The following is a 16538-nucleotide window of genomic DNA, read 5'->3' on the forward strand; positions in this document are numbered from 1 at the left end:
CCATGACCAAGCCAGCGCGATACGACCGGATCGCCTTTGTCGCCAGCCCCAGCAGCGAGGCAGCGGCCGCCTTCCACCAGCTCACCGCGCAATATGGCAATTGCGATCCGAGCGAGGCCGACGTCGTCGTCGCGCTCGGCGGCGACGGACTGATGCTTCAGACGCTGCACCGCCACATGCGCTCGGGAAAGCCGATCTACGGCATGCACCGCGGCACGGTCGGCTTCCTGATGAACGAGTACTCGACGCACGATCTGCGCGCACGGCTCGCGGCAGCGCATGAATCCGAGATCAATCCGCTCCTGATGCGCGCCACCGACGTCAACGACCGCGTCCACCTGCACCACGCCATCAACGAGGTCTATCTGTTTCGGCAGACCTCCCAGGCGGCGCGCCTGCGCATCCTGATCGACGAGCGCGAACGCATGCCCGAGCTGATCGCCGACGGCATCATCGTGGCGACGCCGGCAGGCTCAACCGCCTACAATCTGTCGGCGCAGGGCCCGATCCTGCCGATCAACGCAGCGCTGCTGGCACTGACCCCCATCAGCGCCTTCAGGCCGCGGCGCTGGCGCGGCGCCCTGCTCCCGAACACCGCCTATGTCGTGATCGAGGTGCTGGAAGACGACAAGCGCCCGGTCGCGGCGGTCGCCGACCACGAGGAGGTGCGCAGGGTCCGGCGCGTCGAGATTCTCTCCGACAAGAGCATCGCGATGCGCATGCTGTTTGATCCCGGCCACAGCCTGGAAGAGCGGATTCTGCGCGAGCAATTCGGCTCCTGAGCGCCTCACCCGGCCTGGGATCGCAACCCTTCATTAACTCCCGGAGGGATATGGTTAACGAAAGTTGACCGCTTCGGCCCGGGCTCCATGTTCCGCATCGATTTCAACAAGCTGCGCTTCCTCGTCTGCGACGACAATCCGCACATGCGCCGCATCCTGCGGACGCTGCTGCACTCGTTCGGCGCGCGCGAGGTCTATGAAGCCGAGGACGGCGCCACGGCGCTGGAAATGTACAGCCATTACGTGCCCGATATCGTCATCACCGACTGGGCGATGCCGATCTTCGACGGGCTCGAGCTCGCACAGATGATCCGGCAGCCGGAATCCAAGGGAAATCCCTACGCGCCGATCATCATGCTGACCGGCCATTCCGAGAAGCGCCGCGTCACGGTGGCGCGCGATGCGGGCGTCACCGAATTCCTGGCCAAGCCGATCTCGGCCAAGGGCCTCTATCAGCGCATCCTCAACGTGGTCGCCAGTCCCCGCCCCTTCATCAAGACCAAGACCTATTTCGGTCCGGACCGGCGCCGCAACACCAGCTCCGCCTATATGGGACCCGAACGCCGTGTCGGCGAAAAGCACGAAGTGCTCCAGCAGCCGTCGCTGCTCGACAAAGCCCGTTCCTCCATCTAGCGCAACGTCTCACACGATCGGGGCAGACATCATGGCGAAGAACGGCGCAAGGGATATCGAGGTCACGGCCTTCGCCACGCACCAGATCATCACGCAGCCCAATCCGCTGCGCAAGGTTCTGCGCCGGGTCGAAGAAAAGGACATGGATGATCCGATCGGCCGCGCAGAGCAGGCGCTCGCAGGCCTCTCGGGCGAGTTCAAGGACTGGATGACGACCGAGGTCAACCGCCTCTCGGCCGCCTACGTCGCCATCCGCAACGACGGCTTCACCAAGGACCGGCGCGACGAACTATTCCGCGCCGCGCACGACATCAAGGGCGACGCTGCGACGTTCGGCTATCCGGCGGCGGCGGGAATTGCCGAGAGCCTGTGCCGCGTCGTCGAGCACGCGCCCGATCTCGACAAGGTGCCGGCCGAGCTGTTCACGCACCACATCAACGCCATCCTCGCCATCGTGCACGAAAACACCAAGCTCGATCGCATCAGCGTCTCCGCCGAGCTCAGCCGGCGCCTGCGCAAGGTCGCCGACGACTATCTCGCCGACGTCAATCGCGACCGCCCCGAGCATCTCGAGGTGATCCTGGCGCCGAGCATCGCGCCGGCGGAGTAATGACCCCGCTCTCTCCTCTCGTCATTGCGAGCGCAGTGAAGCAATCCAGAGTCCCTCCGCGGAGAGATTCTGGATTGCTTCGTTACGCTCGCAATGACGGAAGTTGCGGATCCGGCTACGCCGCGATCAGATCGTCATAGACCGGATCGATCGCATCATCGGCGACGATCTCGTCGCAGAACAGCCTTGCCTCTTCGCGCGCGGATTCGGTGGCGAAGCGGCGGAGGAGGACCATCAAGGGCTCGGCGGCGCCGCGGTCGGTCTCGCAATGGGTGAGCACGCGCTCGACCATGCGCCGGCGCAGCCGCGCCGCGCCGTCGTCGCTGTCGACAAAACCCTGCTCGTGGCAGGCATCGAGCGCGACCTGGAACGCCGCGAAGGTCGCCTCGGGCAATCCGGCACGGCGCAGCAGCGCGTGTAGGCTGTTGCCGCCACGGTCGTGCAGCAGCGCGGAGACGCGCGCCAGCGGCAGTTCGGCGAGCTCGGCGAGCGCCGCGTCGAACAGATCGAGATTGCTCGACAGCAATGCGCGCAGGATCAGGCCCGCGGTGAGCTGGCCGGTGACGCGCAAATGATGCACCAGGCCCTGCATGTCCTCGCCGCGCGAGCGCGCCGCGATATTCACGGTGGAGCGGTCGCGTGCCTCGATCGTCACGCGCTCGGCACGGTCGGCGCTCAGCCAGTTCCGCGCCACGACGAATTGCGCCAGCGTCTCGGAGAGTTTTGCCACCAGCGCGGCGCGCGTGGCGGACGGCAGCTCCTCCAGCACCAGCATCGCCTCGCGGATCGCGGCGAGATGACCGTGGCGCTCGACGATGCGATTCCAGGAGAACGGCGCGAGCTCGGCATGCGGATTTTCGATCAACTCGAGCGCGGCGGCCGCGCAGCCGACTTCGGCGATGGCGGCGCAGACCGAGACCGGCAGCGCGATGCGGCGGGCGACCGCACACTGCACCTCGTCGTTACCGGTGGCGACGATGTCGACGAGATCGGCATCGATCAGGAGCGGAGAATGTTCGAGCACGGGCAGCGCGACCGTCGGCTGGTCCGCCGACAGGGCCCGCACAATCGACGCCGGCGCATCGGTGCTGCGCGCAAACGCCTCGGCCATCGCCTGCCGCACCAGCGGCGAGGGATCGTCGAGCAGCATCAGCAGCGCGCCTTCGGCGGCGACGCGGTCGTCATGAGAAAGGTTTGAGATCAGCCAGGCCCGGGCCAATGCCCGTGTGGCCTCGGCCCGCTCGCCGGCGGGCGCCGTCCTGATCCAATTGATGAACTGCCGAACAATCATGCTGCTTCCGGCTTACACAACAAACGAAAATGGTGACGGCTTGTCACCTGCAACACAAAATAAACCACGACGCTTAACAAAGCGTTCACCATAACTGGCTGGTTTTATTGACGTTTTGTTAAGGGAACAAAGCCGCGGCGCAGCATGGGTCCGGCGCTACGCGCTGCAGCGCGTCCGGGACACGAGACGCTCGATCAGCTCGAGAACGTGCCGCTGCGATCACTGAAGAGATCGAGCGGCTGCGGCGAACGCACATCCGGCGTCGATGATGCGACCGAGGTGAGCGAGGCGTTGTTGCCCCACAATTTCTGCACCGTGGTCGAGACCGGCTGCGCGGCATCGCCGGGCTGATAGATCGAGCGGAAGGCCGGCGTGGTCGGCGCATTGTCTGCGACCGTGGTCGACGATGTCGCGCTGACCGGCGTCACCCCGCGCGCTTCCGGAAAGGTCTGGAGATAGGCCGCGTTGTCGGTAATCCGCGCAGCGGGCTGCACACCGTTGGCGCTCGCGACCTGCGTGGTCGACGGCGTGCCGCCATACATCGCCATCGCACTGCGGGTCGTCTTCGAATTCGCCGCGCTGGCGTAACGCGAATCCAGCACCGAATAGACTTCGGAGACGCTGCGGGCGCGGCCGTCCCTGGCGTAGAAGATCGAGCGGTTGGCCGATGCCGCATTGGGAAACAATCGCGCGCCGACGGCTTGCGGATTGTCCTCGGCATTGGCGATCAGTTTCGCGGCGCCGCCGACACCCATGAAATGCGCCATATAGAGCTCGCTGTCGCTCGGCCTGCGGCCGAGCAGCCCGGTGAGCTTAAAGCTGTTCGACTGCGTCAGCGCCGCCGCCATGCTGGATGCGGCTTCCGGATCGTCGCGCAGCTTCATGATCGACCGCTTCATGAAGGGGTCGTCGACGGCGTAGCTGCCGGAGGAGGTTTTCGTGATCGCGTTGGCGTAGTTGCCGTAGCCGAGCTGGGTGCCCGCTTCCTTCACGGTGCCGAGCCAGGTCTGGTCGATGAACTGGTAGAGCCCATGCGCGGACGACGTCGTGGCTCCCGCCGTCGGATCGAAATCCGATTCCATCTTGGCGGTGGTCAGCATGTATTGGAAGCTGACGCCGGTCCGGTTGGAGACATCCTTGATCGCACCGGCGACACGCGCCCGCGACGGATCGAGACCCGCCGTCTGAGAGGCACTGGAATTGTCGACCGACATGATGAAGTGCCCGCCCCGTGCGGCATTGAGCGCGCCGGCAATTCGGACGCCCTATCGTCTCACCGTGGGACAGATATGGTTAATGCGGGGTTAATTCGGCGACTTGCGTCATTCCGGGTGCGCGTGGCGCGAGCCGATTACGTCTTATAGACCGCGCCCGGATCGAACAGCCTGTCCGCATCGACGAAGACCAGCTTCGCGCCGCCGCCCTCTTCCTCGACCTTGCGGTAGAAGCACGAGCGCCGCCCGGTGTGGCAGGCCGCGCCGATCTGCTCGACACGGATCCAGACCGCATCCTGGTCGCAATCGGTGCGCATCTCGACCACGCGCTGGGTCTGACCCGACGTCTCACCTTTTCGCCACAAGGCCTTGCGCGAGCGGCTGAAGTACCAGGCTTCGCCGGTCGCTATGGTCTTGCGCAGCGCCTCGTCGTTCATGTGGGCGACCATCAGCACGTCGCCGGTGGCGACGTCGGTCGCGACGACCGTCACGAGGCCGCTCGCGTCGAACCGCGGCTGGAAGGACAACCCTTCCTCGATCTCATGGGAGTGAGCGGACATAGCGGCCTCGCGAATTGACTTGCGAGGTCAGCGCGTCATGCCTCGCACCATGGACAGGAAGCGAGCCTGCTCCGCCGGATTGTCGCGGAACATGCCGGTGAAGCGGCTGGTGAAGGTGGAGGCGCCATGCTTGGCGACGCCGCGCACCGACATGCAGGTATGCTCGGCCTCGATCAGGACGGCAACGCCGCGCGGCTTCAGGATCTCGTCGATCGCCGCCGCGATTTGCGCCGTCAGATGCTCCTGGGTCTGGAGCCGGCGGGCGAAGATGTCGGTCAGGCGGGCGAGCTTGGACAGGCCGACGACGCGCTCCACCGGCGTGTAGGCGATATGCGCCTTGCCGTAGAACGGCATCATGTGATGCTCGCACTGCGAGGTGAACTCGATGTCGCGCACCAGCACGAAATCGTCATAGCCGGCGGTCTCACCGAAGGTGCGGTCGAGCACCTCGGCCGGGCACTGATGATAGCCCTGATAGAGCTCGTCGAAGGCCTCGACCACGCGGCGCGGCGTGTCCAAAAGACCCTCGCGCTCGGTGTTCTCGCCGATATAGGCGAGCAGCGTCTTCACCGCCGCTTCCGCCTCGGCCCGCGCCGGGCGCGGCTGGTCGGCGCGAACGGCGGCCGCGAGGAATTCGGCAGGGTCGAGCTCCGCCGGGCGGCTCTCGGGCTGCTTGTCAGCGGGCTTGTTCGGGCGGATGGATTTGATTGCAGCGTCCATGTCTACTCCGTTCGACGGCCTTGCGGCCGGAGTGTCACCGGCAGACGGGGCGGATAAGCCGCCAGACGCCTGAAGAGAACAGTTTTGACGAAAAAGGCCCCGAGGTCATCCCATCAGCCGCGCAGATCTGGCTCACTGCAGCCGCACCGCTGGACTGTTTTTCCGCCAGTTCCGCCCCTATATAGGACCGTGGACGGCGCCCGCCAAGGCCGATCGGGTGCGGAAGTGTTGGACACCATCACATGCTGAACGACATCTATAACAAGCGGATCATCGAGCTGGCCGGGAATATTCCGCGCCTCGGGCGGTTGTCGGCCCCCGATGCGACCGCCACCGCCCACTCCAAATTGTGCGGCTCGACGGTGAAGGTCGATCTCAAGATGAGTGGCGACACCGTCACCGACTTCGCCCATGACGTGAAGGCCTGCGCGCTGGGCCAGGCCTCTTCATCCATCATGGCAAGTCACGTGGTCGGCTCGACTGCGAGTGAACTCCGTGAGTTACGCGAAACCGTTCGCAAGATGCTCAAGGAGAATGGTGTGCCGCCTCAGGGCAAATGGGAAGAGATCAAATTCCTCGAGCCGGTCCGCGACTACAAGGCGCGCCACGCCTCAACCCTCCTGACCTTCGATGCCGTGGTCGATGCCATCGGCCAGATCGAGGCAAAGGCTAGGCAGCCGGCAGCCGCGCAGGGCTGACCTCCCTCCCAACGAGATCCCCGGCTCGCGCTAACGCGCGCGCCGGACTGCCCCTCAAAGAATTTCGGTTACTTCTGCGAACCCGCGCTCGGCGCAGCGCCGGTCGGGACCATGGCTTCCGCCGTCTTGGTCGACTTGGCTGGCTGGGGTAGTTCCGCGTCCGCCCCGAACTTCGCCTGCGTCTTCGGTGCAAGCTCCGCCACCGCGGGCGCCGCGACGTCCACATGCGGCAGCACATCGGCCACCAGATCGGTCGTCACGAGATTGGTGAGCTTCAGCTCTCCGGCGTCGAGCTCGTGCAGATCTTCCCAGGGCGGCACGCTGAGCGCGAGCGACAGCAGATCGCCGGCACCGCCCATGTCGAATGTGTATTTGGCAAGCCGGCCGATGTCGCGTTCCACGATCATCAGGTCCTGCGCGCTGTAGCTAGCCGCCTTGGCATCGTCGGCGCGGTCGCCCATCCAGATCTGATGGACTCGGACATGGGCGGCTTCCGGCACATAGCGCGTTTTCCCCGCCAGCAGCAGAAACACACACATGGATTCGCAATAGGCCTCGGGTGCGACCGCGGGACGGGCGCTCTTGCCGCCGCGATTCTGGAGGCTGATGCCGACCGTCGTCAAAAGGCCGAGATTGCGGAAGCGCCGACCGAGCGTGATCGCGTCGTTGACGGAACCGCCGCTGGAATCGAGCACGACGGTGGCGCCGCCGAGCTGGCGCCCGCGGGAGAACTCCTCGAAATCCTTGGGCGTGTCAGCGGTGATGATGCCGACTGCGCTGACCCAGCCGCGGCAGTTCGGCTCGCAGGCAATCCAATTGAACTTCATCGGCAGCTTGCGCTCTTCGAGGGTGACGCCGGCGCGGGCGGACGAACCGATGGTCGCGACGGCTCCAGCCAACACGACCCCACAAGCGGCGGTTCCTACCAGCAACCAGCCACGAAGATTGAGCGACTTCAGAAGTTTCAAACTGGTCCCTTCCCCAAGCCCCACTGGCGCGATTATCCCCGTTTCGCGCTCGATGAGTCCATCATACAGTCGTATGTTTTCACGAGTGTCATAGAAATGGTATCCGGGGGAATACAGCTCGTCCATATGGACTTGCTGCACTGCTCCCAAAAAGCATGGAAAATATGGCGCGAAAACAACAGCTTGCTGTTCCCTGCGCCGGAACCGGGCAACACCGCGCCCACGATCGCAGCAAACCGCACATGAAGTATTCAACCTGCGAGTGTTCCAATCCCGTCGCCGGCGCGCTCCGACTCCCGCGACGATTCGGTCGCGCGCTGATCTGGCTCTACCGCCATACGCTCTCGCCGCTGGTCGGCTACAACTGCCGTCACCTGCCGACCTGCTCCGTCTACGGTGATGAGGCAATCGAACGGTTCGGGCTGTGGGCCGGCGGCTGGATGACGCTGGCGCGCCTGCTCCGCTGCAACCCGTTCGGCACGTCGGGCATCGACAATGTGCCGCTCGCCGCGCCGCGAGACGCGCGCTGGTATTTGCCCTGGCGTTATGCCCGCTGGCGCGGTGTCAACGCCTCCTGAACATGCCGCCTAAGCAGCGGCGATACGCATTGCTGCCCTGAGTGGAACCGGAACTCTCCGCTCGCGTTGTTTTGAAGCTCCCACGGGAGGAAACAACAATGCGCTGGAAAATCAGCCCTCATTTTCATTTCAGGCTTGGTTCGACAAATCTCAGTTCCAAGGGGCACCACGATCCCAGAACGATGGACCTTCTCGCAATCGTCGCGTTGCTGGCGCTCGTGCTGGGCTCCGGCTGGTATCTGGGATCGAGCCTCGCCACGCCGCCAAGCACGACGGCGTTCGTCGTGCCGAGCCAGAGCGTGCATTGGTAATTAGCGGAACCAGTAGAACCGCCCGGGCGGCGGCGGGATCGGTTCGGGCGGACGCAGCCGCTTCAGGCGCAGCGGTTTTGGCGCCGGCTCGGCCGACGATGTCGCCTCGGCGCCCGGCACCGTTTCGGTCCCCGGCACCTTCACCGACAGCAGCAAGTTCGATTCATGCATGCGCCAGCGATAGCCGACGCCGAAATCGATCGGCTGGGCGCGCGTGAACAATTCGGCGTAGCGCTCCTGGTAGCGGCCGGGGAATTCGCCGATCGGCCCGAGATAGCGGCCGAACGGGAAGAACCGCCATTGCCGCGCGCTGTAGTTCGCAAGCGGAATGCCGGAATCGTCCTGGACGATGGTCGCGCTGTTGGCGAGCAGCCAGTCGCGCGCGACGGTGAAGTTGCCGGAGTGCAGCAAATAGGACGCGCTCTTGAGCAGGCTGTTGCCGGGGCCGAGCGTCTCGCAGAACTTCAGGAAGCCGGCCGCGCGCGCGCCGGAATTGGAGAGATCGGTCGAGAAATAATACAGCGTGCGCGCTTCACCATCGGCGCCCGCAAAGGTGATGCGGGTGCCGCGCGTCGCGTTCGGCCCGGGATTGTCGTTGCCGACATGCATCCCGCCCTTGTCGTCGAGCGCGACCATCTCGACATTGCGGATGGTCTTGCCGGAGCGGACCAGGAAGACATAGAGGATCGGCAAGGTGCCGTTGACCTGGTTGGCATGCAGGTCGACCTTCATCTGCTTGGTGATGAAGAAGGAGAAGCTCAGGATCGAGCCGAGCGAGCGCTCGACATTGTAGAGCGCGGCGCCGACCGAGCCGCGCGGCAGCCTTGTCAGATCGGGCACCGCGCCGACCGGCTCCAGCGCGCCGAGCACGTAGGTGCTGGCCTTGGGATAGAAGGCGTTGGCATAGAGGAAGTCCGGGCCGCTGAACAAATAGAACATGGTCGGCCTCGGTGCCGCCAGATTGACGTCGGCCCAATTGCGGATCTTCGAGAGCTGGCGCTGCTCGAGCTGCGCGAAGGCGCCGTCGAAGAATTTTGCGTGGCGCTGCCAGCCCGGCTCCTTGGTGAGCGGCACCAGCGGCGAGTCCGCCGAAGGCTGCATGCCCGCGAGGAAGCGGGCGGTGTCGTCGAACGTGACGTCGGCGGCACGTGCCGACGAGACGGCCGCAGCCAGCAGGGCAACAGCGACGGCCGCATTTCTCAAGGCTCGAAACATGTCTATTCGCGATGCGATGAATTGCCAGCGGCGACCGGCCGCCCGCGGAAAACAGCATAAATCAACAGGCCCGAGAGCATGACCAGCATCCCCGATAGCGACTGCACGGGCCGCTCGGTCAAAAGATAGTACATCATGAATCCCGTCACGAGCAGGAAAACCAGCGGCGTGAACGGGTATCCCCAGGCGCGATAGGGCCTGGGCAGGTCGGGATCGGTGATGCGCAGCTTGATGACGCCGGCGACCGTGAAGAACGAGCAGAACAGCAGCGCGAACTGGATGAAGTCGAGCACCGCTTCGAAGCTGCGCGTGAACAGCAGCAGATTGGCGACCGCGAGCTGAAACAGGATGGCATAGGCCGGCGCACCGCTCACCGAGCGCTTCGAGAATACGCGCAGGGCCGGGATGTCCTCCCCCATCGTCATCATCACGCGGGGACCGATCCACATCATCGCGCTGATCGACGAGATCAGGCCGAAACAGATCATGGCGCCGACGATCCGGCCGCCGAGGCTGCCGAAGATCGCACTGCCGGCGACGCTGGCGACATCGAGCTGGCCGGCGAGCGCGCCGACCGGCGTGGAATAGAGAAACACCGCGTTGAGCGCGACGTAGAGGACGAGCACGATCAGCGTGCCCGCGAGCAGCGCGCGCGGCAGGTCCCGCTGCGGCATGTTCATCTCGCCGATGATGTAGGTCGCGGCATTCCAGCCCGAGAACGAGTACATCACGAAGACGAGGCCGATCGCGAAGGGCGCGCTGACGATGTGCGCGAGGTCACCCGCCTGTGGCGTGAAGGCGATCGGCTGCGGCACGCCGATGACGAAGCCGGCGACCAGGAAGGCGACAATCAGCACGACCTTCAGGATGGTGGAGATGAGCTGGAAGGTCGAGGAGTGCCTGACGCCGGTCAATTGGACCAGCGAGACCAGCCACACCACGCCGATGGCGAGCGGGATCGGCGGCAGATCAGGCACGACCGACTTGGCGTATTCGCCGAACGCCATCGCCGCGAGCGCGACGGGCGCTGCGAAGCCGACCGTCGCCGAGACCCAGCCGGCGAGAAAGCCGAAGGCGGGATGATAGGCGCGACTGAGGAAATTATACTCGCCGCTCGAGCGCGGAAACATCGCCCCGAGCTCGCTATAGGAGAATACCCCGCACAGCGCGACGATGCCGCCGACGGTCCACAGCAACAGGATCGAGAAGCCGGAAGGGATGTCCTTGACCTGGAAGCCGAGGCTGGTGAAGACGCCCACCCCGATCATGTCGGCAACGACGATGGCGGTCGCGACCAGAACGGAGATTCCCGACCCGCTTCCGGTCAGCCGGCCAATCCAGGGCGCGGTACCCGCATCTGATGCCGTCATCGGGGTCCTTAACCTCAGCCGTCACGCCTCGCCGGGAGCATCGTGCAGTTTGGTCCAGTCAATTCAAGCAGGGTTAACAAGGGTTAAATGAGGCAGCGGAAATAGGTATTCCAGCACCCTTTATGCACGGCCCTGGGCGATAAACCTGCGCAAACACCGGAGAATCCCGTTTCCCTCCCCCACAATCAGGACACGATTGCATGGTCCTTTTGAGCGTTCCGGATGTGGGGAAGTTTCTCCGGACGCTTAACGTCGCCTAAACGCCGGTCGGCTCAATTGTCTCAATGAATTGCCGATGGAGCGTGTGACTTGGGTCGTGACTTGGGGTCATGGGTGGATGGTCGGGGCCGTTCCGAAACTGAGAGCTGACATTCGCGCCGATCGGACGTCGTCCGGTCTGCGCGGTCGCGCGCTCCGGCTCGCCCTGATCTCTGCCTTGGTGCCGTTGTCGCTGACGTTGGTTCAATGCGGCAAGGCGCCCAACCCGGCGGCGCTCGCGGCGAACTCGCAGGCCAACGTCCAGGTCGTCGCGAAGACCAATCCTCAGGTCGCAAGTGCAGACACGTTCGAGGATCGCTTCCCTGCGCCGCGATTCGGGGAGCGCTTCCCCTCGGCGAGCGAGAGCTTTCTGCAGCGGCAGATGTCGGACTTCGCGCCCAAGCGCGCCGCGCAGCAGCCGCCTCAGCCGGAGCAGGCGCCCTACAAGGTCGCCTCGCTCGCACCGCAGGTCCCCTACCAGCGTGCGCCGCGTGAAGATCTGACGACGCTCGTCAGCATGAAGTCGTCGGCCTTCCCCTATTTCGGCAACAACCCCGCCTCGGACGCGCCGTTCCTCAACATCTCCAAGGGCGATCGCCGCGGCCACCGCAGCTATTCCGGGCGCGTCTACTGGCAGGACGAGACCTACAGCGACAGCCGCGTGCTGATGCACGTGCCCGAGCATTTCGACGTGCGCAAGCCGGGCGTGATCGTGGTGTTCTTCCACGGCAATGGCGCGACGCTCGAGCGCGACGTGCGCGACCGGCAGCTGGTGCCGCGGCAGATCACCGATTCCGGTGCCAACGCCATCCTGCTCGCACCGCAGATGGCGGTCGACGCCGCCGATTCCAGCGCCGGCAAGTTCTGGCAGGCGGGCGGCCTCAAGCGCTTCATGGATGAGTCGGCGAGCCACCTCGCCCGCCTCACCGGCGATCCCAACAGCGCGCGCGCCTTCGCCAACATGCCAATCGTGATCGTCGGCTATAGCGGCGGCTTCCTGCCGACGGCGTGGAGCTTGGAAGTCGGCGGCATCAGCGACCGCGTCCGCGGCGTCGTGCTGCTCGACGCCGTCTATGGCGAGATGGACAAGTTCGCCTCATGGATCGCGAGCCACCGCTCCGGCTTCTTCGTCAGCTCGTACACCCGCTACACCGCCCGGCGCGACCGCGAGCTGATGAGCATGCTCAGGCAGAAGGGCATCAGCGTCTCCGAAGACATGGACGGCCCCTTGCGCCCCGGCAGCGTGGTGTTCGTGGAGACCGGCGACGGCATCACCCATCGTGACTACGTCAACCGCGCGTGGACGCAATATCCGCTCAAGGACGTGCTGGTGAAGATGTCGGCAACGCCGTCACTCGCGCTCACCCGCGTGGCCGCGACGACACCATCCGCATCGAGCCGTTGATTGGACGCAGTGATCGCTGAGCGCCCGGTCCTGCCGCTCAGGTCTTGGGCAGCTTCGGAATGCTCTCGGCAAAGCCGTTGAAGCAGGCCAGCCGCTCGTCCTCTTCCTTGAAGAAACGGCAATCGGCGTAACCCTTGGCCTTCGCCGGTTTCGGCTTCGGCGTCGGCGGGATAATGGCGTCGTAGCAGTTGAGCCGGTCCTTGGTGCCGTCATCGAGGTCGAGGCAGGCCTGGAGCCGCGCCGCGATCGATTGCGGCTTGCCCTTCGGCGCCGGAGTGGCGGTCGCAGCCGCGGCTTTCGTCCCCTTCGGCTTGACCTGCACCAGCGGCTTGTCCCCCACCATCGGTGGCTTGTCGGCTTGTGCAAACGCGGAGGCTGAATAGAGCACCGCGGCAACCGCCAGAATCATCCTCATCTCAGTCAACTCTCTTTGGTCCCCACGCCTTGCCTTCTAGCGCTCCGGCGCGCGGTTTGCCAAGCACCTGCGCACACGAAAACACGGGATTCAGGCCGCGGCGGCAGCCGGCCGCGGCCGGGTCAGGACCACCAGGATCAACGCCAGCACGACGAAGCCGACCGCGACGAAGCCGAGCGGATGCAGCAACTCGCGGGCGAACAGCAGCCCGCCAATGGCGGAGCCGACCGCCTGGCCGATATAGAGGACGGAGGTGTTGAGCGCGACGGTCGCCGATGCAAGCCTTGGTGCGGCCGCGACCAGCCGCACCTGCTGCATCGAATTGGTCGAGGCAAAGCCGAGCCCCCAGATCGCGACCGCGACCGCCATCAATCCCAGGCTCCCCGCTCCGACGGCCCAGCCCGTGATGCCCGCAAGCAGCAGGCAGGTAAACAGCAGCGAGGTTCGGTAAGGTCCCCAGGTGTCGACGATGCGGGTCGCGATGACGACGCCGAGGAAACCGCAGACACCGTAGATGCCGAACACCATGCCGATCGCATCGGGGCCGGCGTCGGTCAGCTTCTTGAGCAGCGGGCCCATGAAGGTGAACACCACGAACTGCCCCGACATCTGCAACATCGTGATCGCAAGCAGCAGCAGGATGGTCCCGTTGCGACCGACCGCGCTCCAGGTCTTCAGGTCCACCGGCGTGCCCTTCAGGCCCGCCGGCAGGCGCAGCAGCAGCAACAGGAAGCTGATGCCGCCAAGCACGCCGATTCCGCCATAGGCCGCGCGCCAGCCATAGCGGCTGGCGATGAAGGTGATCAGCGGCAGGCCGACGGCGGCCGCCAGCGACCAGCCGAGAAAGATATAGGCGATGGCGCTGCCACGCCGCGCCACCGGCACGATCAGCGCCGCCGTGCCGGCAGCCTGCGGCGTGTAGAGCGCGCCGACCGCGAGCATCATCAGGCGAATGACGAGCAGGCTGGTATAGTCAGGCGCAAAGGCCGAGGCGATATTGCCAAGGGCCAGCACCGCAAGCGTTGTCGTCAGCAGCGTCCGCCGTTCGATGCGGCTGGTCAGCCACGCCGTCAGCGGCGAGCCGATGCACAGCGTGATCGCACCGAACGTGATCAGCAGCCCTGCCGCATGGATGCTGATGCCGAGCCCCGTCGACAATTCCGGCAGCATGCCTGCCGGCGCCAGCACCGAGCAGCCCGTGACGAGATTGCCGAGCATCAAGGCGGTGGGCGTGAAACGGCCGGCGCGTGCGCTTTCCATGCAATTGCATGTAGAGGAGACATCCGACCGGTTAAAGGGCGTGGCTCGAAATAGTTGGCGCGCCGCCCCGGCTTTTGCGCGCCACTTTCTTGGAAATGCCGGATTGCACAGGCCGAATCGCCTGATATATCGCTCGTTCCCGCTTACCTGCGCTCGTTCGCAGGAGTGAGCTTCAGGAGAAAAGCAATGTCCGACCAGAACAAGTCCGAATCCGGTTTCCAATACAGCCTGAGCAATCTGAAGCCCGTGACCCCCGCCGCAAAAGTCACCCTCACCTTCCCCGATGGCGCCCGGCGCGAATACGACAAGAACATCACCGGTCTCGAGATCGCCAAGGGCATCTCGCCCTCGCTGGCCAAGCGCACGGTCGCGATGGCGCTCGACGGCGTGATCGCCGACCTCGACGATCCCATCGAAGCCGATGCCAAGCTCGAGCTGATCAATCGCGACGACCCGCGCGCGCTCGAGCTGATCCGCCACGACTGCGCGCACGTGCTGGCCGAAGCCGTGCAGACGCTGTGGCCGGGCACCCAGGTCACCATCGGCCCCGTGATCGAGAACGGCTTCTACTACGACTTCTTCCGCAACGAGCCGTTCACGCCGGAAGACTTTGCCGCGATCGAAAAGAAGATGCGCGAGATCATCGCGCGCGACAAACCGTTCACCAAGGAAGTCTGGGACCGCGAGAAGACGAAACAGGTGTTCCGCGACAAGGGCGAGGCCTTCAAGGTCGAGCTGGTCGACGCGATTCCCGGCAACGAGCCGATCAAGATCTACTACCAGGGCGACTGGTTCGATCTCTGCCGCGGCCCGCACATGACCTCGACCGGCAAGGTCGGAGGCGCCTTCAAGCTGATGAAGGTGGCCGGCGCCTATTGGCGCGGCGACAGCAACAACCCGATGCTGACGCGCATCTACGGGACGGCGTTCGCCAAGCAGGAGGACCTCGATGCTTATCTCAAGCAGATCGAGGAAGCCGAGAAGCGCGACCATCGCAAGCTCGGACGCGAGCTCGACCTCTTCCATTTCCAGGAGGAAGGTCCGGGCGTCGTGTTCTGGCACCCGAAGGGCTGGACCATCTTCCAGCAGCTGATCGCCTATATGCGCCGCCGCCTTGCCGGCGACTACAACGAGGTCAACGCGCCGCAGATCCTGGACAAGTCGCTGTGGGAGACTTCGGGCCATTGGGGCTGGTACCGCGAGAACATGTTCGCGGCCCAGTCGGCCGGCGACGAGGCCGAGGACAAGCGCTGGTTTGCGCTGAAGCCGATGAACTGCCCCGGCCACGTGCAGATCTTCAAGCACGGCCTGAAAAGCTACCGCGACCTGCCGCTGCGCCTCGCCGAGTTCGGCGTGGTGCATCGCTACGAGCCGTCCGGCGCCATGCACGGCTTGATGCGCGTGCGCGGCTTCACCCAGGACGATGCGCACATCTTCTGCATGGAGGACCAACTCGCCGACGAATGCCTGAAGATCAACGAGCTGATCCTGTCGACCTATGCGGATTTCGGCTTCACCGGCGATCTCACGGTGAAGCTCTCGACCCGGCCGGAGAAGCGCGTCGGCACCGATGCGATGTGGGATCACGCCGAACGCGTGATGGCCACCGTGCTGAGCCAGATCCAGGCGCAGAACAATCACATCAAGACCGAGATCAATCCGGGCGAAGGCGCCTTCTACGGGCCGAAGTTCGAATATGTGCTGCGCGATGCCATCGGCCGCGACTGGCAGTGCGGCACCACGCAGGTCGACTTCAACCTGCCGGAGCGGTTCGGTGCGTTCTACATCGACCATGACAGCGGCAAGAAGCCGCCGGTGATGGTGCACCGCGCGATCTGCGGCTCGATGGAGCGCTTCATCGGCATCCTGATCGAGCACTATGCCGGCAGCTTCCCGCTCTGGCTCTCGCCGGTGCAGGTGGTGGTCACCACCATCACCTCGGAGGCCGACGAGTATGCCAAGCAGGTGCTGGAGCAGGTCCGCCGCGCCGGGCTCCGGGCCGAGATCGATCTTCGCAACGAGAAGATCAACTACAAGGTCCGCGAGCACTCGCTGGCCAAGATTCCGGCGCTGCTCGTGTGCGGCAAGAAGGAGGCCGAGACGCATTCGGTCTCCATCCGCCGGCTCGGCAGCGACGGCCAGAAGGTGATGACGACGGCGGAGGCGATCACCGCCCTCGTCGACGAAGCGACCCCGCCGGACGTTCGGCGGGCGCGCGACGCCGCCTGATTCCTGAAATCGATCTAAATT

The 16538-nt window shown here is 64.9% G+C and carries 17 protein-coding genes; 8 read left to right on the plus strand and 9 right to left on the minus strand.

Annotated features, from left to right (window positions below):
* Positions 1–2 precede the first annotated feature (2 nt).
* From I3J27_RS23595 to I3J27_RS23605, 3 genes are all read left to right on the plus strand, one after another.
* Positions 3–782, plus strand: coding sequence for an NAD kinase (locus I3J27_RS23595; RefSeq protein WP_270160787.1), 780 nt, complete (start codon positions 3–5; stop codon positions 780–782).
* 87 nt (positions 783–869) lie between these two features.
* A complete protein-coding gene (locus I3J27_RS23600) occupies positions 870–1415 on the plus strand; it encodes a response regulator (protein ID WP_129267984.1) in 546 nt (181 codons plus the stop codon).
* Between the two features lie 31 nt (positions 1416–1446).
* Entirely contained in the window at positions 1447–2025 is a 579-nt protein-coding gene (locus I3J27_RS23605; RefSeq protein ID WP_270160788.1) for an Hpt domain-containing protein, read from the plus strand.
* Between the two features lie 115 nt (positions 2026–2140).
* Here I3J27_RS23605 and I3J27_RS23610 read toward each other — a convergent pair whose 3' ends face one another.
* The 4 genes from I3J27_RS23610 to folE all read right to left on the minus strand — a co-directional run bounded on the left by I3J27_RS23610 (position 2141) and on the right by folE (position 5810).
* On the minus strand, positions 2141–3316 hold the full coding sequence (locus I3J27_RS23610) for a DUF2336 domain-containing protein (protein ID WP_270160789.1): 1176 nt from the start codon (positions 3314–3316) through the stop codon (positions 2141–2143).
* 194 nt (positions 3317–3510) lie between these two features.
* Positions 3511–4530, minus strand: a complete 1020-nt coding sequence (locus I3J27_RS23615; RefSeq protein WP_270160790.1) for a lytic transglycosylase domain-containing protein — start codon at positions 4528–4530, stop codon at positions 3511–3513.
* A gap of 137 nt (positions 4531–4667) precedes the next feature.
* The gene (gene hisI / locus I3J27_RS23620; protein WP_270160791.1) at positions 4668–5090 is read right to left on the minus strand and encodes a phosphoribosyl-AMP cyclohydrolase; all 423 of its coding nucleotides are present in this window, start codon (positions 5088–5090) and stop codon (positions 4668–4670) included.
* A 27-nt stretch (positions 5091–5117) separates the two neighbouring features.
* On the minus strand, positions 5118–5810 hold the full coding sequence (gene folE, locus I3J27_RS23625; RefSeq protein WP_270160792.1) for a GTP cyclohydrolase I FolE: 693 nt from the start codon (positions 5808–5810) through the stop codon (positions 5118–5120).
* Between the two features lie 242 nt (positions 5811–6052).
* On the opposite strand from folE, the gene I3J27_RS23630 reads away from it, so the two are divergent.
* On the plus strand, positions 6053–6508 hold the full coding sequence (locus tag I3J27_RS23630; protein WP_270160793.1) for an iron-sulfur cluster assembly scaffold protein: 456 nt from the start codon (positions 6053–6055) through the stop codon (positions 6506–6508).
* A gap of 68 nt (positions 6509–6576) precedes the next feature.
* Here I3J27_RS23630 and I3J27_RS23635 read toward each other — a convergent pair whose 3' ends face one another.
* Positions 6577–7476 (minus strand): COG3904 family protein, encoded by a 900-nt coding sequence (locus I3J27_RS23635; RefSeq protein ID WP_270172868.1) that lies wholly within the window; start codon positions 7474–7476, stop codon positions 6577–6579.
* Between the two features lie 242 nt (positions 7477–7718).
* Here I3J27_RS23635 and yidD point away from each other — a divergent pair, with 242 nt between their 5' ends.
* A complete protein-coding gene (gene yidD, locus I3J27_RS23640; RefSeq protein ID WP_270160794.1) occupies positions 7719–8054 on the plus strand; it encodes a membrane protein insertion efficiency factor YidD in 336 nt (111 codons plus the stop codon).
* Positions 8055–8152: 98 nt separating this feature from the next.
* Positions 8153–8365 carry a hypothetical protein gene (locus tag I3J27_RS23645; protein ID WP_270160795.1) on the plus strand — a complete coding sequence of 71 codons (213 nt, stop codon included), beginning with the start codon at positions 8153–8155 and terminating at the stop codon, positions 8363–8365.
* Here I3J27_RS23645 and I3J27_RS23650 read toward each other — a convergent pair whose 3' ends face one another.
* A complete protein-coding gene (locus I3J27_RS23650; RefSeq protein WP_270160796.1) occupies positions 8366–9580 on the minus strand; it encodes a hypothetical protein in 1215 nt (404 codons plus the stop codon). It lies immediately after the preceding gene.
* A 2-nt stretch (positions 9581–9582) separates the two neighbouring features.
* Positions 9583–10950, minus strand: a complete 1368-nt coding sequence (locus I3J27_RS23655; protein ID WP_270160797.1) for an APC family permease — start codon at positions 10948–10950, stop codon at positions 9583–9585.
* A gap of 337 nt (positions 10951–11287) precedes the next feature.
* On the opposite strand from I3J27_RS23655, the gene I3J27_RS23660 reads away from it, so the two are divergent.
* Positions 11288–12613: an alpha/beta hydrolase gene (locus I3J27_RS23660; protein ID WP_270160798.1), complete on the plus strand. Its 1326-nt coding sequence runs from the start codon at positions 11288–11290 to the stop codon at positions 12611–12613.
* Between the two features lie 37 nt (positions 12614–12650).
* Here the strand turns inward: I3J27_RS23660 and I3J27_RS23665 are convergent, their stop codons facing one another.
* Both I3J27_RS23665 and I3J27_RS23670 read right to left on the minus strand, forming a co-directional pair.
* Positions 12651–13028, minus strand: a complete 378-nt coding sequence (locus I3J27_RS23665; protein ID WP_270160799.1) for a hypothetical protein — start codon at positions 13026–13028, stop codon at positions 12651–12653.
* Between the two features lie 90 nt (positions 13029–13118).
* Positions 13119–14288 carry an MFS transporter gene (locus tag I3J27_RS23670; protein WP_270160800.1) on the minus strand — a complete coding sequence of 390 codons (1170 nt, stop codon included), beginning with the start codon at positions 14286–14288 and terminating at the stop codon, positions 13119–13121.
* A gap of 186 nt (positions 14289–14474) precedes the next feature.
* On the opposite strand from I3J27_RS23670, the gene thrS reads away from it, so the two are divergent.
* Entirely contained in the window at positions 14475–16517 is a 2043-nt protein-coding gene (thrS, locus tag I3J27_RS23675; protein WP_270160801.1) for a threonine--tRNA ligase, read from the plus strand.
* Positions 16518–16538 lie beyond the last annotated feature (21 nt).

The organism is Bradyrhizobium xenonodulans (assembly GCF_027594865.1).
GTDB lineage: Bacteria > Pseudomonadota > Alphaproteobacteria > Rhizobiales > Xanthobacteraceae > Bradyrhizobium > Bradyrhizobium xenonodulans.

Excerpts from the sequence above, each read along its gene's own strand:
- I3J27_RS23615 (WP_270160790.1), bottom strand. The coding sequence starts at position 4,530 with ATGTCGGTCGACAATTCCAGTGCCTCTCAGACGGCGGGTCTCGATCCG.
- thrS (WP_270160801.1), top strand. The coding sequence starts at position 14,475 with ATGTCCGACCAGAACAAGTCCGAATCCGGTTTCCAATACAGCCTGAGC.
- I3J27_RS23605 (WP_270160788.1), top strand. The coding sequence starts at position 1,447 with ATGGCGAAGAACGGCGCAAGGGATATCGAGGTCACGGCCTTCGCCACG.
- I3J27_RS23650 (WP_270160796.1), bottom strand. The coding sequence starts at position 9,580 with ATGTTTCGAGCCTTGAGAAATGCGGCCGTCGCTGTTGCCCTGCTGGCT.
- folE (WP_270160792.1), bottom strand. The coding sequence starts at position 5,810 with ATGGACGCTGCAATCAAATCCATCCGCCCGAACAAGCCCGCTGACAAG.
- I3J27_RS23670 (WP_270160800.1), bottom strand. The coding sequence starts at position 14,288 with ATGGAAAGCGCACGCGCCGGCCGTTTCACGCCCACCGCCTTGATGCTC.
- I3J27_RS23655 (WP_270160797.1), bottom strand. The coding sequence starts at position 10,950 with ATGACGGCATCAGATGCGGGTACCGCGCCCTGGATTGGCCGGCTGACC.
- hisI (WP_270160791.1), bottom strand. The coding sequence starts at position 5,090 with ATGTCCGCTCACTCCCATGAGATCGAGGAAGGGTTGTCCTTCCAGCCG.
- yidD (WP_270160794.1), top strand. The coding sequence starts at position 7,719 with ATGAAGTATTCAACCTGCGAGTGTTCCAATCCCGTCGCCGGCGCGCTC.
- I3J27_RS23665 (WP_270160799.1), bottom strand. The coding sequence starts at position 13,028 with ATGAGGATGATTCTGGCGGTTGCCGCGGTGCTCTATTCAGCCTCCGCG.
- I3J27_RS23645 (WP_270160795.1), top strand. The coding sequence starts at position 8,153 with ATGCGCTGGAAAATCAGCCCTCATTTTCATTTCAGGCTTGGTTCGACA.
- I3J27_RS23660 (WP_270160798.1), top strand. The coding sequence starts at position 11,288 with ATGGTCGGGGCCGTTCCGAAACTGAGAGCTGACATTCGCGCCGATCGG.
- I3J27_RS23630 (WP_270160793.1), top strand. The coding sequence starts at position 6,053 with ATGCTGAACGACATCTATAACAAGCGGATCATCGAGCTGGCCGGGAAT.
- I3J27_RS23595 (WP_270160787.1), top strand. The coding sequence starts at position 3 with ATGACCAAGCCAGCGCGATACGACCGGATCGCCTTTGTCGCCAGCCCC.
- I3J27_RS23600 (WP_129267984.1), top strand. The coding sequence starts at position 870 with ATGTTCCGCATCGATTTCAACAAGCTGCGCTTCCTCGTCTGCGACGAC.
- I3J27_RS23610 (WP_270160789.1), bottom strand. The coding sequence starts at position 3,316 with ATGATTGTTCGGCAGTTCATCAATTGGATCAGGACGGCGCCCGCCGGC.